This window comes from Erythrobacter sp. SN021 (genome assembly GCF_021864455.1).
This window is the reverse complement of the sequence record NZ_JAKKUW010000001.1, coordinates 513860-529063: the sequence shown is the minus strand read 5'-3', so window position 1 is coordinate 529063 and position 15204 is coordinate 513860. Positions and strand designations below refer to the sequence as shown.

At 62.5% G+C, this 15204-nt stretch carries 14 protein-coding genes; 9 read left to right on the top strand and 5 right to left on the bottom strand.

The features are described from left to right. Positions 1 to 64: 64 nt before the first annotated feature. Complete coding sequence (locus tag L5849_RS02560; RefSeq protein WP_236924242.1) at positions 65 to 2845, top strand: DUF3857 domain-containing protein; 2781 nt, start codon at positions 65 to 67, stop codon at positions 2843 to 2845. Between the two features lie 13 nt (positions 2846 to 2858). Here the strand turns inward: L5849_RS02560 and radC are convergent, their stop codons facing one another. Then, the gene (radC, locus tag L5849_RS02555) at positions 2859 to 3557 is read right to left on the bottom strand and encodes a DNA repair protein RadC (RefSeq protein ID WP_370459098.1); all 699 of its coding nucleotides are present in this window, start codon (positions 3555 to 3557) and stop codon (positions 2859 to 2861) included. Positions 3558 to 3629: 72 nt separating this feature from the next. On the opposite strand from radC, the gene L5849_RS02550 reads away from it, so the two are divergent. The 8 genes from L5849_RS02550 (at position 3630) to L5849_RS02515 (ending at position 10219) form a co-directional block, all read left to right on the top strand. Then, the gene (locus L5849_RS02550) at positions 3630 to 6857 is read left to right on the top strand and encodes a YdbH domain-containing protein (protein WP_236924241.1); all 3228 of its coding nucleotides are present in this window, start codon (positions 3630 to 3632) and stop codon (positions 6855 to 6857) included. A 5-nt stretch (positions 6858 to 6862) separates the two neighbouring features. Then, positions 6863 to 7057, top strand: a complete 195-nt coding sequence (locus tag L5849_RS02545) for a YnbE family lipoprotein (protein ID WP_236924239.1) — start codon at positions 6863 to 6865, stop codon at positions 7055 to 7057. A gap of 11 nt (positions 7058 to 7068) precedes the next feature. Continuing rightward, positions 7069 to 7458 (top strand): YdbL family protein, encoded by a 390-nt coding sequence (locus L5849_RS02540; protein WP_370459096.1) that lies wholly within the window; start codon positions 7069 to 7071, stop codon positions 7456 to 7458. 188 nt (positions 7459 to 7646) lie between these two features. After that, positions 7647 to 7967 carry an AtpZ/AtpI family protein gene (locus L5849_RS02535; protein WP_115416985.1) on the top strand — a complete coding sequence of 107 codons (321 nt, stop codon included), beginning with the start codon at positions 7647 to 7649 and terminating at the stop codon, positions 7965 to 7967. A gap of 54 nt (positions 7968 to 8021) precedes the next feature. Further along, positions 8022 to 8810: a F0F1 ATP synthase subunit A gene (locus L5849_RS02530; RefSeq protein ID WP_267899695.1), complete on the top strand. Its 789-nt coding sequence runs from the start codon at positions 8022 to 8024 to the stop codon at positions 8808 to 8810. A gap of 36 nt (positions 8811 to 8846) precedes the next feature. After that, positions 8847 to 9074 carry a F0F1 ATP synthase subunit C gene (locus L5849_RS02525; protein ID WP_006832363.1) on the top strand — a complete coding sequence of 76 codons (228 nt, stop codon included), beginning with the start codon at positions 8847 to 8849 and terminating at the stop codon, positions 9072 to 9074. A gap of 79 nt (positions 9075 to 9153) precedes the next feature. Beyond that, on the top strand, positions 9154 to 9648 hold the full coding sequence (locus L5849_RS02520) for an ATPase (protein ID WP_236924238.1): 495 nt from the start codon (positions 9154 to 9156) through the stop codon (positions 9646 to 9648). Beyond that, entirely contained in the window at positions 9641 to 10219 is a 579-nt protein-coding gene (locus L5849_RS02515) for a hypothetical protein (protein ID WP_115416983.1), read from the top strand. Before L5849_RS02520 ends, L5849_RS02515 begins: the two co-directional genes overlap by 8 nt. A gap of 58 nt (positions 10220 to 10277) precedes the next feature. Here L5849_RS02515 and L5849_RS02510 read toward each other — a convergent pair whose 3' ends face one another. The 4 genes from L5849_RS02510 to L5849_RS02495 all read right to left on the bottom strand — a co-directional run bounded on the left by L5849_RS02510 (position 10278) and on the right by L5849_RS02495 (position 15188). Beyond that, on the bottom strand, positions 10278 to 11243 hold the full coding sequence (locus L5849_RS02510; protein ID WP_236924236.1) for an NADPH:quinone oxidoreductase family protein: 966 nt from the start codon (positions 11241 to 11243) through the stop codon (positions 10278 to 10280). Positions 11244 to 11247: 4 nt separating this feature from the next. Next, a complete protein-coding gene (gene gloB, locus L5849_RS02505; protein WP_236924234.1) occupies positions 11248 to 12003 on the bottom strand; it encodes a hydroxyacylglutathione hydrolase in 756 nt (251 codons plus the stop codon). A gap of 147 nt (positions 12004 to 12150) precedes the next feature. Beyond that, the gene (gene rpsA, locus L5849_RS02500) at positions 12151 to 13854 is read right to left on the bottom strand and encodes a 30S ribosomal protein S1 (protein WP_115416980.1); all 1704 of its coding nucleotides are present in this window, start codon (positions 13852 to 13854) and stop codon (positions 12151 to 12153) included. A 383-nt stretch (positions 13855 to 14237) separates the two neighbouring features. Continuing rightward, positions 14238 to 15188 (bottom strand): GNAT family N-acetyltransferase, encoded by a 951-nt coding sequence (locus L5849_RS02495; protein ID WP_236924232.1) that lies wholly within the window; start codon positions 15186 to 15188, stop codon positions 14238 to 14240. Positions 15189 to 15204 lie beyond the last annotated feature (16 nt).

Sequence of the window (15204 nt, the reverse complement as noted above, 5' to 3'; positions counted from 1 at the left end):
GCCGTTGGCAAACAATACAGTTCCAAATAAAGTCGAAATTCAGCAATCAAACAGGGTCTTCTGCATGCGTCGCCAAATAGCTGCCGTTTCGTTTATTGCCTTATCGGCATCCTCCGCTTTTGCTGGTGAGACCGTTCTCTACGAGGCTACTCCTGCATGGGTGGAAGCCGCGACGATCGACGACACGTCGCGCGCTTCCGGTTCCCCGATCATCTTGATCGATGAGCAGTCGAGAATCGAAGATGGTCAGCTGTGGACGTATCGGGAAACGGCGATCGCGCTCGATTCACCCGAGGCGCTGACTCAACTGGGGACCCTCGCCGCATCCTGGATGCCCGACAAGGGAGATCTGCGTGTGCACCGCGCCGAGCTGATGCGCGACGGGCAGAACATCGACTTATTGGCCGGAGATCAACGGTTCGAGGTCTTGCGGCGCGAAGCAAAGCTCGAATCGCGGATGCTCGACGGAATGCTGACTGCGACCATGCCGGTCGCCGGTGCACGAATCGGCGATGTATTGCGGCTCGCCTATTCGACTACGGTGCAGGATCAGGCTATGGGTGATCATGTTCAATGGTTTGCGGCCCTGATCGCCAAGCCGTTTCCGCTGGCGGATGGCCGGGTTCGTGTTTCCTGGCCGCGGGACCTTCCGGTGAGTCGCGTGCGGCTCGGGGACGCGGAGGTGCCTGAACCTAAGCTCGTCGATGGGTTCTATATCTGGGAAGCCGACCTGCCGGTGGCCAAGCCCACCGAAATGCCGTCGGACGCGCCAGATCGGTACTTGGCCGGCAATCTCATGCAGTTGGGAACCTATGCAGATTGGCGGGACGTGTCGCGCCAGATGGCCTCGCATTACGACGTCGCCGGGACGGTGGGCAGCGGAGCGCTGGCAGACGAGATCGCGCGCATAGCCGGGGCGAGCGACGATCCGCTCGAGCGCGCGGCAATGGCTTTGCGCGTCGTGCAGGACGAAATCAGCTATCTTTCCAATGGTCTCGACGGTGGAAATTACCTTCCGCAAATGCCCCAGGAAACGTGGGAAAAGCGGTACGGTGATTGCAAGGCCAAATCGGTCTTGCTGCTGGCCATGTTGCGCGAACTCGAGGTGCCTTCCGAGGTTGTCCTGGTGCGGTCGAAAGGGGGCGATATCTTGCCTGACCTTGCCCCTATTCCGGGCAACTTCGACCATATGATCGTGCGTGCGGAAATCGCCGGTCAGAGCTATTGGCTGGATGGTACGGGATCGGGCACGCGGGCCGATACGATTGATACGATCCCGCGATTTCACTACGCGCTGCCCTTGCGGAACGAAGGCGCATCTCTGATGGCGCTCGGATCGCGCCCGCAATCGACGCCCGATCGCATCGTGCGGATCAGCCTGGATCAACGTGCCGGCGTCGTCTTGCCGGCATTGGTCGATGTCGAAGTCGAGTTCCGCGGCGTAGCGGGCGCACCGTGGCGAGTGATCGCCGAACAGAACGATGAAACCGTGATTGAGGATGCCGTGTCATCGGGGCTGCATTCGGTTATCGGCGACATGGCACTGTACCAACCCTCGGTCCGGTACGATGCGGATACGGGTGTCGCAACGATCAGTGCCCGGGGTATTCGCACGACTTCGTGGCGCAGGGATCGTTCGATTTACGAACTCGACATACCCTCGGAAGCGGCCCGGATGGTGAACTTCGATGCCGACCGTGCACGCGCGGCGTGGAAGGGCATACCTTTGCGGCTCAACGGACCGCTCTTTTATCGCAGCGAGTTCGAAATACTGCTTCCCGAAGGCGACGAGAATTTTCGGATCGACGGGGCTGGTAAGGCGACGCAAACCATCGGTGGGGTGGAACTGGCGTCAGATGCGCAGATCGAGGATGCGCGCTTCACGCTGATGCAAACCATGCGCAGTGTTGCCGACGAGCTACCGGCCACCGATCTATCCGCCGCGCGCCGGGAATTGGTTAGATTCGATCGCGCGCTTCCGGTGCTGAAATCCACCGGGGACGTGCAACAGGCGTGGGAATATACCGGGCCGCAGCGCAAACGGCTGACGGCGCTGGAGGCGGCCTATGCGCGGCTAATCGCCGAGGCGGAACCGGACGAGTCTCGACAGTTGCTCAATCGCGCGAACTTCCGTTCGGGCGTTTTCGATTTCGCAGGGGCGCTCGAAGACATCAATGCGGCACTCCAAATCGAGGCGACCAGCGCTCTCTACGGAGACCGTTCCTTCCTTCATCGCCAAATGGGCGATCTCGAAACCGCGCTTGCCGATTTGCAAATGTACGAGGAGCTCAGCGGGAAGGGCGAGACCTACCACAGCCAAATCGAACTGCTCGCGCTGTTGGGGCGGACGGACGAGGGCTTGCAGTTGGCCGAGGAGTATCGTGCGCTAACCGACGACCCGGTCTCTGCGGAAACTGCCATGGCGACTGCGCTTGGATGGTCGGGCGAAGCCGAAGAAGGGCTTCGTCTGCTCGAAGACCTGTTGGTTCGCCGTCCGGGCGATGGTCCACTGCTGAATGCGATCTGCTGGCACGCGGCCACATTCGATATCGTGAACCCGGACAGAATGAAGACCTGTGTAGGGGCGGTCGAGAAAAGCGAGTACGCTCCCGGCGTGCTCGACAGCCGCGCTTTCGCCCATCTGCGTCTTGGTGATCTTGATGCGGCACTGGCCGATCTGAACTCGGTCCTGGTGGCCAGCCCCGGTTTAGCCGAGTCGCGTCTCTTGCGTGGTGTGGTCAGAGTGATGCAGGGTGATGATGCTGGCCAGGAGGATATCGACCTGGCACTGTCCATCAGGCCGTCCCTGGCTGAAACCTACGCGGCGTGGGGCCTGAAATTTTAGGCCCTGCCGGGCTTTAGATCAGCCCTTTCGCGCGCAAGGACACGTTGCCTTGACGCCCGATTATGATGTGGTCGTGCACGGTCACACCTAGCAGACGCCCCGCCTCTGCGATGCGCGACGTGATGGCGATGTCCGCCCGGCTGGGTTCGGGGCTGCCGCTGGGGTGATTGTGCACGAGAATCAGCGCGGTCGCGCCGATGTCGAACGCCTTGCGAATGATTTCGCGCGGGTGGATTGCGGCTTCGTCGATCGACCCTTCACCCAGCAGATGATCGAGGATCAGTCGATTCTGCGCATTGAGATAGAGGACGCGGACCCGTTCATGATTGAGGTGCGCCATGTCGATCGCGAGATAATCGAGCAGGGCCTGCCAACTGCCGAGCACCGGCTTGTCCTGTACCGCGCCGCGGGCCATGCGTTTTGCCGCGAGGTTGACTGCGTATAGCGCAGCGGCGCTCGCTTCGCCCAAGCCTTTTACCTGTTGGAGCGCCCGAGGGTCGGCCGCCAAAACGGCTGACAGCGAGCCGAAATGCGCGATCAACAATTTGGCGAGCGGTTTTGTGTCGCCTTGGCGAATGGCGGAAAACAGCAAGAATTCGAGCAATTCGTAGTCGGCGAGGGCCTCGGCTCCGCCCGACAGCAATCGCTGACGGAGCCGATCGCGATGGCCTTTACCAGCATGTTCTGCCGATTTTTTTCGATTCCCCGGCAACCATTCCCCCATGCACGGCGTTTCCGGCACTTGCATTGCCTTTGGAGAGCACAAGGCGCAAGTGTGGGTTCGATGGAGCGGGACGCAAACGACAATCCTTTGGCGGTAGAAGACGATCTCGTCCGCCGCGCACGCTGGCAGCAGAAGCGCTGGGCCATACCTGGCATTCTGCTCGCCTTGCTCGTGGCCGCTGGCATAGCGGCCTGGTTTTCTCGCGAGAGTATCGTCGATGATATCATCCGCGATCAGCTCGACGCCAATGGCATTCCGGCCACCTACACGATCGATCGGGTAGGCGGGCAGACGCAGATATTTTCCGATGTTGTCCTAGGCGATCCCGATGAGCCCGATTTCACGGCCAAACGTGTCATCGTCAGCCTGCGCCACCGGTTTGGCACTCCGGAAATCGGCGGCGTCACGCTGGTGGAGCCGCGGATCTACGGTGCTTTTCGTAACGGGGAGCTCACTTTCGGAGCCCTCGACAGCCTGCTTTTCGGACCCAGCGAGGAACCGGCCGGTCTGCCGAACCTGAACCTTACAATCCGCGACGGGCGCGGGCTGGTGGAAACCGATTACGGTCCGATCGGGCTCAGCCTCGCCGGATCGGGACTGGTCAGCCATGGCTGGGAAGGGGCGCTGGCCGTGATCGCTCCCGAATTGGTCGTGGAGGGTTGCGAAACGGGGCGCGTGAGCGCCTATGGCAAGCTCACCACCGTTTCGGGAGAGCCGCAATTCTCCGGCCCGCTCCGGCTCGCATCGCTCATCTGCGAGGAACGGTCTCTCAAGCTGGCGAATTATGCGATGGACCTCACCGTTGCGGCGGATACGCGGCTGTCCAATCCTTCGATCGAGGCGCGGCTCGAGGGTGGCGAAACGCGGATAGCGGAAAATTCTGCATCGGCGATGCTCGGTACTGTGCGCGCACAGATGCGTGATCGGTTGACCACCGCGCGCTTCTCGCTCGCGGCGCGCGGAGTCGATACGCCGCAAGCATTGGCCGCCGTCTTGACTGCCGAAGGGCAGTTTCGCGCGAGCGACGGTTTCGAGCGCCTCCAGCTCGATGGCGAGTTGGAGGGTAATGGTCTGCGGCTGGGCCGCGAACTGATCGCCACGGTGGAATCGCTCGCAAAGACAGGCGACGGGACGTTCATCGCTCCGCTCACCCGTAAACTGGCGAGAGCGCTGCAGGCGGAAACCCGCGGTAGCGCGCTGAATGCGGAGGTACGGCTGCGCCTTGACCCGAACGGCTATTCGCTCCTGACGCCAAGAGCCGAACTGCGCGGCGGGAGCGGTGCCCGGCTCATCTCCCTATCCCGGGTCGAGATTGCCGCCCAAGGCGATGAGATGCCCCGTGTCGCGGGCAATATCGCCACCGGCGGCACGAATATGCCGCGCGTGTCCGGACGGATGGAGCGGAGCGAATCGGGAGGATCGATCTTTCGCCTGGCGATGGAACGGTATGAGGCGGGTGATGCAGCGCTCAGCGTGCCGCAGGTCGTGATCGCGCAAGGCGCGGGCGGGGCGCTGGGCTTTTCCGGCAGGGTGCTGGCGAGCGGCACGCTCCCTGGCGGTTCGGCCACGAACCTGCTGCTTCCCGTCGAAGGGCGATACGATAGCGGGCGTTTGTCGATGTGGCGCAAATGCGTGGACCTGCGATTCGATCGTCTGGAACTGGCCAATCTGTCCTTCGAAAAGCGGGGCTTCACACTATGCCCGCCCCGTGGGCGCCCGATCTTGCAGAACGATGCTGGCGGGATGCGGATCGCGGCAGGAGCGCCATCGCTCGATCTGGAAGGCCATCTCGGGGAGACGCCCATTCGGCTCGCTTCCGGCCCGGTCGGCTTCGCTTATCCCGGTGTCGTGACCGCGCGCTCGATAGACGTCGCGCTGGGGCCACCGGATGCACCCAGCCGGTTCCGCGTGTCCGGCCTCGAAGGACGTCTCGGCGAGGATATATCGGGTACTTTCACCGATGCCGATATCCTGCTGGCTGCGGTTCCGATGAATCTTGAACAGACCAGCGGGAAATGGCGTTTTGCGGGCGGCGAACTGTCGATCGACGGGGCCGAGTTCACTCTGGTCGATCGTGAAAATCCGCCGCGCTTCGAACCGCTCGTCGCACGCGAGGCGAGCTTGACGCTGATCGATAACGTAATCGACGCGCGTGCACGGATGCGCAATCCGGCGAGCGACCGGCTCGTCACGATCGTCGATATCCGCCACAATCTGGAGAGCAGCCGAGGGCATGCCACTATCGATGTCCCGGGATTGCAGTTTGACGACCGTCTTCAGCCGGGCCAGCTTTCGCAGCTGACCTTCGGCGTCATCGCCAATGCAAAAGGTATCGTCACCGGACAGGGGCGTATCGACTGGGCGTCTGACGGGACGATTACCAGCTCGGGTGCCTTCTCCAGCGACGATCTCGATTTCGCTGCCGCTTTTGGTCCGGTCGAGGGGGCCAGCGGCACTGTGGAATTCACCGACTTGCTGAACCTCACGACCGCGCCGGGCCAGAAGATTCGCGTCGCTTCGGTCAATCCCGGGATCGAAGTCCTGGACGGCGAGGTCGAGTTCGAATTGCGCAATGGCGAATTGCTGGCGGTCTCGGGTGGGAGCTGGCCCTTCATGGGTGGGCAGCTAATCCTGCGCGAGGTCGACCTCAATCTCGGCATAAGCGAAGAGCGGCGGTACATTTTCGAGATTGTCGGACTGGATGCCGCGACCTTTGTAGCCGAGATGGAGTTCGAAAATCTGTCCGCCAGCGGGTTGTTCGATGGGACAGTACCGATCGTGTTCGATGCCGATGGCAATGGCCGGATCGACACCGGGGTTCTGATCTCCCGACCGCCGGGAGGCAATATATCCTATGTCGGCGAACTGAGTTACGAGGACCTCTCGCCGATCGCCAATTTCGCTTTCGATGCCCTGAAGAGCCTCGATTACTCGCAGATGCGCGTCATCATGGAAGGCCCGCTGACCGGCGAAATCGTGACTCGCGTGCGTTTCGACGGCGTCAAGCAGGGCGATCGCGCCAAGTCCAATTTCATTACCAAGCGATTGGCCGCGCTGCCCTTGCAGTTCCGTATCAATATCAAGGCGCAGTTCTACCAATTGCTGACCAGTCTCAAGTCGCTCTACGATCCCGCCTCGGTGCGCGATCCGCGCGAACTGGGGCTCCTGTCGGACGATGGCACGCGATTTTTGCGCCGCTCGATCACCGGCGAAGAGGCCGAACCCGATATCGACCCGGGGGATATCGTCCCCGATGAACCCACCATTCAGGAGCAGGAAAGCGAGTGAGGGCTATGAATCATGCCAAATTGACCGGAAGGATGGCTGGCGCCACGCTTGCCGCGGCCGCGCTCGGCGGGTGCATCACTGTCAATGCGCCCGAAGAGCCGATCGTGATCGAGCTGAACGTCAACATCCGCCAGGAGGTGATTTACCGGCTGGCCGAGGATGCGGGCAATACGATTGAGGATAACGCGGATATTTTCTGATGGGTGATACAATGAACAGACTCACGAAATCGATGCTGGCGGCTGCGGCTGTCGCCACGGCGCTCGGCGGATTTGTCGCACCTGCATATGCCCAGCGCGACCCGGCCTATGCTGCCGCGCGTGCCGCTGGCCAGGTGGGCGAGAAGATGGATGGCTATCTCGGTGTCGTCGGTTCCGAAACTCCGGAGCTCAAGCGGATCGTGAACGATATCAACATCAAGCGTCGCGCGGTCTATTCCGAACGCGCGCAGGCCAACAACGCCACGCTCGAGGAATATGCGCTGACGGCGGGTTGCCAGGCGATCCTCGCGACCAAGCCAGGTGAAAAGTACCAGGCGCCCGACGGCAGCTGGCAGACGCGCGGTGCAGGCGCGCCGATGCGCGATCCGCGCTGTCCATAAGCCCCGGGCGCGCCAAAAGTCAGAAGCCTCTTGGCCCTTCCATGGGGTCGGGAGGCTTTTTTGCGTCATAGAGGCTGTTTCGGTACGTCCCTCTTGTTGACTCGCCACGACCCCCCTTCTAAGGGGGCGGCGCCCTCGGCGGGCAAGTCCGTGCCCGTGCCGCGCAACCCCCTGAAAAGGAGCAAGGCATGAGCGACGACGAACCCGCACGGGAACCAATCGAGGAGGATGCGCGGATCGATGCGCTGGAGAAGCGGCTTGCAGCCGCCCGTCAGCGTGAAGATGAGCGTAACCGTCCCAAGGCTTCCGGGGCCGATGCGAATTATCGCAGCGGCAACCGTGTGCTGGCGGACCTCCTTGGCGGGCTTCTTGGTGGTGCGGTAATCGGCTATGCCATCGGGCATTTCACCGATACCAATCCCTGGGGTCTGTTGGTCGGCCTGTTCCTCGGAATTGTGGTCGCCTTCAGGAACATTATCCGTGCGGCAAACCAGCGCCCCGACGAGTGATCCCGAGAAGGGGTTTTCGGGGCGTTAGTTACAGGATCTAGGGACGAGACAGACGTGGCAGCCGAGCAGGCCAAAGTCGATCCGATGTACCAGTTCACCATCGAACCGCTCGCCGGTTCGAGCGGTTGGGAACTGGCTGGGTACAATATCGCCTTCACCAACAGCGCGTTGTGGATGCTGATCACCACAGTGGTGCTCTTCCTCTTCGTGCTGGGCGGCATGAAGCGCGAGCTGGTGCCCGGGCGCTGGCAGATGATGGTGGAGTCCTTCACCGGCTTCATCGACAACATGCTGGAAGCCAATATCGGCAAGGCTGGTCGCAAATACGTGCCCTATGTCTTCAGCCTGTTCATGTTCATCCTGTTCGCCAACCTCCTCGGCCTGCTGCCGCTGGGCATTTTCGGGTTGCACCCGTTTACCTTCACCAGCCATTTCACCGTTACCGGCGTGCTTGCGATCATCAGCTTCTCTATCGTGCTGCTGGTCGGCTTCTGGAAGCACGGCCTCCATTTCTTCAGCCTGTTCGTGCCGCATGGTACGCCTTTGCCGATGGTCCCGGTGATCGCGCCGATCGAGTTCATCTCGTTCATGGTGCGCCCGTTCAGCCTCGGCCTGCGTCTCTTCGTCGCCATGATGGCTGGCCACGTACTGCTCGAAGTGCTGTCGAGCTTCGTGATCGACGGCACCAATGCCGGCGCCACTTTCGGCCTTATGGTCGGCCTGCCGAGCTTTATCCTGATGATCGGTATCTGCGCTCTCGAGCTGCTCGTGGCCGGCATTCAAGCCTACGTCTTCGCTCTTCTGACGTCGCTGTATATCAACGACGCCGAGAACCTTCACTAAGTCCTCAATTTACACGTTTTTCCAAAGGAGTTTGTCATGGAAATGGAAGCTGCAAAGCTCATCGGCGCTGGTCTCGCTGCAATCGGTGCCGGTATGGCCGCGATCGGCGTGGGTAACGTCTTCGGTTCGTTCCTCGAAAGCGCTCTGCGCAACCCGGGTGCGGCAGACGGCCAGCAGGGCCGCCTGTTCATCGGCTTCGCCGCCGCCGAGCTTCTCGGTCTGCTGGCGTTCGTCGTCGCGATGATCCTGATCTTCGTCGCTTAATCGACGGACATGGATTTGAGCCGGTCGGGATCGTCCCGGCCGGCCCACGAATTTTCGTACCCGCCTTTCGAGAGCTGCAATGCCACAGATAGCACAGCTTGCCGAAACATGGTCCAGTCAGGTCTTCTGGCTGCTGGTCTTTTTCGGCATCACTTTCTTCGTCATCGGCAAGGGCATGGTGCCCAAGGTGATGGAAACCGTCGCCCAGCGTGACGGCCAGATCGCCGCCGACCTCGCCGCCGCCAAGGCCGCGCGGGACGCCGCCGACGAGCAGGAAGAGGCCTGGCGCGTGCGCGAGAACGAGAACCGCGCCGCCGCGCAGGCGATCGTCGCCAAGGCTAAGGACGAGGCTGCGGCCAAGTCCGAAACCAAGCTGAAAGCGGCGCAGACGCGGCTCGACAAAAAGCTGTCCGAGGCGGAAACCCGCATTGCCGAGGCGCGCGCCGCGGCACTGACCGAAGTGGAAGCGGTCGCGGTCGAAGCCGCGCAGGACATCGTCAAGACGCTTGCAGGCGTGAAGGTGACCAAGCCGACCGCTTCGAAGGCGGTGAAGGAGGCGATGGCCAATGGCTAATCCCACATCCCAGCTTCCCGAAGTGATCGCCACCGAAGCCGCGCAGGCCACTGTCGAGATCGACGCCGGGGCAGGCAAGCATGTCGAACCCGAACTGTGGGGCCTGGCGCCCTTCCAGATCGTCTCCATCTCGATGTTGGTTCTGCTGCTGATCGCTTTCTTCGGCGCCAAGGTTCACAAGACCATTGGCGGTGGACTCGATGGCAAGATCGCCGCGATCAAGGAACAGCTCGACGAAGCCAAGCAATTGCGCGCCGAAGCCGAAGCTCTGCGGCAGGAATATGCCGACAAGATCGCCGGTGCCGAGAAGGACGCGGAAGCCATGCTTGCCAATGCGCAGCATGAAGCCGACGCCCTGCTCGAAAAGGCGGAGGCCGACAGCAAGGCGATGGTCGAGCGCCGCAAGCGCATGGCCGAAGACAAGATCGCCGCTGCCGAGCGTGAAGCGGTCGAAGACGTGCGCAACCGTGCCGTCAACGCCGCTACCACGGCGAGCCGCAAGCTGATTGCCGAAAAGCACGACGCCGAAGCCGATCAGGCCCTGGCCGACAAGGTGATCGCCGGGATCTGACCGGCGATTATCGGAAGAACAATCGCGAGGGCGGTCCTGTGGGGCCGCCCTTTTCGATTCAGGGCTCGAGCACGAGTTTCCCGATGATCTCGCCGCGCCGCATGGCGTCGAACGCCTCCCGCCATTGATCGAGGGGGAGGGTCCGGTCCACGTGCGGCACGATCTTTCCTTCTGCCGCAAGCCGGTCGACTTCCGCGGCGACGCGCGTCCCGCGTTCGGGAAAGCGCCGCGCATATTCGCCCGCGCGTACGCCGACGACCGAAAATCCCTTGATCAGCGGGATGTTGACCGCGATTTCGGGAATGCGGCCCGATACGAAGCCGATCACCAGCAGCTTGCCGCCAAAGGTGACGCAGCGCGTGCTCTCGTCGAATACGTCGCCGCCAACCGGATCGTAGACGAGGTCGCACAGCTTCCCGTGGGTAAGGTCCGAGATGTCCTCGCGAAACCGGCCGGTGTTGAGGATCGCCGCATCGGGCTGCGCGATTCTGCGTATAGGTTCGATCTTGTCCTCGCGATGCGTTGCCGCGATGACCTTCGCGCCGAGCGCGCGGGCGAGATCGCAGGCGGCCAGGCCCACGCCGCCGCTCGCGCCATGAATCAGGACGCTCTGCCCCGCCTCCAGCCCACCGATCTCGATCAACGCGACATAGGCCGTGTGATAGGCCGCCCCCATCGCCGCTGCGGTGCTGTAATCGAGGCCATCGGGGATCTTGCGCAATGTGGACGCTGACAGCGCGACATATTCGGCAAAGGCACCGGTCTTTGCCCCGCCACGTACTCTGTCGCCCGGCAAGAAGCCGCTATCCGCGGGCGCCTCGATCACTTCGCCTGCCATTTCGAGGCCGGAGACGAAGGGCAGATCGGGTTTGAACTGGTATTCCCCGCGTGTCATCAGCAGGTCGGGGTAATTAAGTGAAGCCGCGCGCACACGCACCAGCACTTCACCGTCGGGTCGCTCGATTTCGGCCAGCTCGACGCCCGACAGGTCGGGCGACAGCGCGCGAACCAGGAGGGCCTTCATCGGGTCAGAAATGGTCCTTGGCAGTGCGCAGCGCGGCGAATGTCTCCGCAGGACTGGTGCCACCCCACCGATCGCGCAGATCGGCATCGTCGGCGCGCAGGAAGGGGTTGGTTGCCAGTTCACGCGAGAGCACTGTCGGTACGGTCGGTTCGCTCTTGGCGCGCTTCTCGTCGATGCGCGCGGCATAGAGCCGCAGTTCGGCATTGTCAGGGTCGGCATGAAGCGCGAACTTGGCGTTCGCCTGCGTATATTCATGTGCGCAATAGAGCAGCGTGTTTTCGGGCAAATTCCGAATGCGATCGAGGCTGTTCCAATACTGTTCCGGCTCGCCTTCGAACATCCGGCCGCAACCGAGCGCGAAGACGCTGTCGCCCACGAAAGCCATATCTGCCTCGGCGATATGATACGCGATATGGCCATTGGTATGGCCGGAAACGTCGATCACGCGCGCCTGCCACTTGCCCAGCGACGCGCTGTCGCCATTGCCCACGACGCGGTCGATAGGACTGAGCTTCTCGACTTCCCTGGGCGCGACCACCGTTGCGCCGGTCGCCTCTACGATGGCCTTGTTCCCGCCCGCATGATCGGGATGCCAATGCGTGTTCCAGATCTGCGTGATTTCCCAGCCCTTGGCCTTGGCCTGCCTGAGGTATTCCGAGCCGTCGGGCGTATCGATGGCCGCAGTCTCGCCGCTATCGGGATCGTGGAGGAGGAATCCGTAATTGTCGGACAGGCAGGGGAACTGATGGACTTCGAGCATGGCGGGCAAGGTAAGCGCTGCCGCGCCAAAGGGAAAGGCCCGCCTGCCGGAGTGGCAAGCGGGCCTTCCTTTATCGTCTGGATCCCCGCCTGCGCGGGGATGACGGGTGCGGTAAGCGCCCGCTTCGCAGGCACCAACCTGTTACCGTTAGTCTTCCTTCTTCTTCAGCGCTTCGCCGAGGATGTCGCCGAGCGATGCGCCCGAATCCGACGAACCGAACTGTGCCACCGCTTCCTTCTCTTCGGCGATCTGACGCGCCTTGATCGAGAAGTTCGGCTTCTTGGAGCGATCGAAGCCGGTGACCATCGCGTCGACCTTGCCGCCGACCTGGAAGCGGTCGGGGCGTTGTTCGTCGCGGTCGCGGCCGAGGTCGCTACGCTTGATGAAGCCGGTCGCGCCGTCTTCGCCAACCTGCACTTCGAGGCCGCCATCGCGGACTTCGAGGACGGTGACGGTGACGGTTTCGCCCTTGCGGAGCGTGCCCGAAGCGCCCGCTTCGGTCGGTGCGCCCTTTTCGAGCTGCTTCATGCCGAGGCTGATGCGCTCCTTGTCGGTGTCGACGTCGAGCACGACGGCTTCGACCTGCTCGCCCTTGCGGTGCAGGGCGAGCGCGTCTTCGCCCGAGATGCCCCAGGCGATGTCCGACATGTGGACCATGCCGTCCACGTCGCCATCGAGGCCGATGAAGAGACCGAATTCGGTGGCGTTCTTGACTTCGCCTTCGACCTTCGAGCCAACCGGGTGCTTCTCGGCGAACTCTTCCCACGGGTTACGCTGGGCCTGCTTGAGGCCGAGGCTGATGCGACGCTTCTCGCTGTCGACTTCGAGGACCATGACTTCGACTTCCTGCGAGGTCGAGACGATCTTGCCGGGGTGGACGTTCTTCTTGGTCCAGCTCATTTCCGAAACGTGGACCAGGCCTTCGATGCCCGGTTCGATTTCGACGAATGCGCCGTATTCGGTGATGTTGGTCACGGTGCCCGTCAGCTTCATACCAACCGGGTACTTGGCCGAAACGCCGTCCCACGGATCCGATTCCAGCTGCTTCATGCCGAGGCTGATGCGCTGGGTTTCTTCGTTGATGCGGATGATCTGGACGGTCACGGTCGCGCCGATTTCGATCATTTCGCTGGGGTGGTTGACGCGCTTGTAGCTCATGTCGGTGACGTGGAGCAGGCCGTCGATACCGCCGAGGTCGACGAATGCGCCGTAATCGGTGATGTTCTTGACCACGCCGTCGATCACCTGGCCTTCGGCCAGCTTGTCGATCAGCTCGCTGCGCTGTTCGGCGCGGGTTTCTTCGAGAACCGCACGGCGCGAGACGACGATGTTACCGCGGCGGCGGTCCATCTTGAGGATCTGGAAGGGCTGGGCCATGTCCATCAGCGGGGTGACGTCGCGCACGGGGCGAATGTCGACCTGGCTGCCGGGCAGGAAGGCCACGGCACCGTCGAGATCGACGGTGAAGCCGCCCTTAACGCGGCCGAAGATGCGGCCTTCGACGCGCTTGCCTTCGCCAAACTCGCTTTCGAGCTTGTCCCAGGCGGCTTCGCGGCGGGCGCGGTCGCGGCTGAGCATCGCTTCGCCTTCCGCGTTTTCGACGCGGTCGACATAGACTTCGACTTCGTCACCGACGCCGGGCGCGGTTTCGTTTTCGGAGCGCTGGAATTCCTTGAGGTCGACGCGGCCTTCGCTTTTCAGGCCGACATCGATGTGCGCCATGCCGTTTTCGATGGCGGTGACGGTGCCCTTGACGACGCGGCCTTCGAAGCCGCCGTCATCTGCGCCGCCGAGTTGCTCGTCGAGCATCGCGGCGAAATCGTCGCGAGTGGGGTTGGCTGCAGTTGCCATAGTTGAGTAGTCCTAACGTTCGTTTTGCTACCGGCCACCGGTTTTACCGGGGTCTTTACCCGTCTGCCTGCGCACCATTGCACGGGCCGTACGGGGCAAGAGGGCCGACGTCTTCGCGAGGCCGGATGCCGCCGCGAAGGTTCTTCAATCGGAGATTGGGAGAACGGCCGCGCGCCTAGTCGAAACGGTGCCAAAAGGCAAGCGGTTTGCACGGACGCCGGGCAAAGCCATGGCTTGTATGCTGCACGGTAAAGGGGGGTTGGAGCATTGCCAATTCCGGAGCGGAAAACGACGGGGTTCGATAGTTTTCGCGGTTGGGCAACAGCATCTACCAGATCATGCCCGTGGCAAAGCGCCGCCGGAACGAGTCTCCCGTTCCGGCGCTAGGCCCCCTTGTAGAGCATGGCCACATCGCATCGTTCGTACCGTGCGGCGTAGGCGTCCAAAATCCCGCGATCGTGTTCGAAGCCGAGCTTTTCGTAGAGGTGTATTGCCGGTGCACACTTGCTGTTGGTGAGCAGATACAGCTTCTGCGCGCCGAGTTCGCGCGCGCGATCGATCATTCCGGCGAGCAGGAATTCCCCCGCCTTCAGCCCGCGCGCGCATTCGCGCACGCCCATCTTGGTCAGTTCGAAAGTGCCCGGGCCGGTCTTGAGCAGTGCGCAGGTCCCAACGATGCCAAGCCCCGCCGCTTCAACGAAGAGGATGTCGCCTCCGGGATCGATTATCCGTTCCTGCGGATGTTCGAGGATTTCGCGGTCGGCCTTTTCCATCGCGAACATGCTCTCGATCCATTCGCGGTTGATGTCGTGGAACTCGCGGGCGAGGGCGGGCGTGTACTCGCGCAGGGTAAGCGTTTGCGGGCCGGTTCGTGCTGCGCGTTCCGCGATCGAGGCTTCGGCCAGAGCGTCTTCAATGATCGCCAGATGGTGGAGAAAATCGCCCTCGACGCGGGCAAGAATTTCCTCGGCTGCCGCGCCGACCCGCGGCCATACCTCGGTCGCGATGCGCAGCGCCATGCTCTGCCCCCGTTCGGTGAGCGCGATCATGCGGCTACGCTGATCGGCGCAGGCCTCGTCCGTGGCAAGGCCCAGCTTTTTCAGGTGCCCAACCGTGCGCGTCATGCCAGGCTGGCTGGTCCCGCTCGCCTCGGCCAGCTGGCCGACGGTCTTGGGGCCGGTTCTCAGCGCCGCCATCGCCGTCATGTGGCCGGGCTGCAACGGAACCCCGGCATCGGTCAGGACGCTGGCCGCGCCCGCCTGCATGCGTTCACCGAGCCGCTTTAGCCTGCTGCCCAGAAAGGCTGGCCCCATCTGGGCGACGACATCGATCATGCGAATCTCCATAACC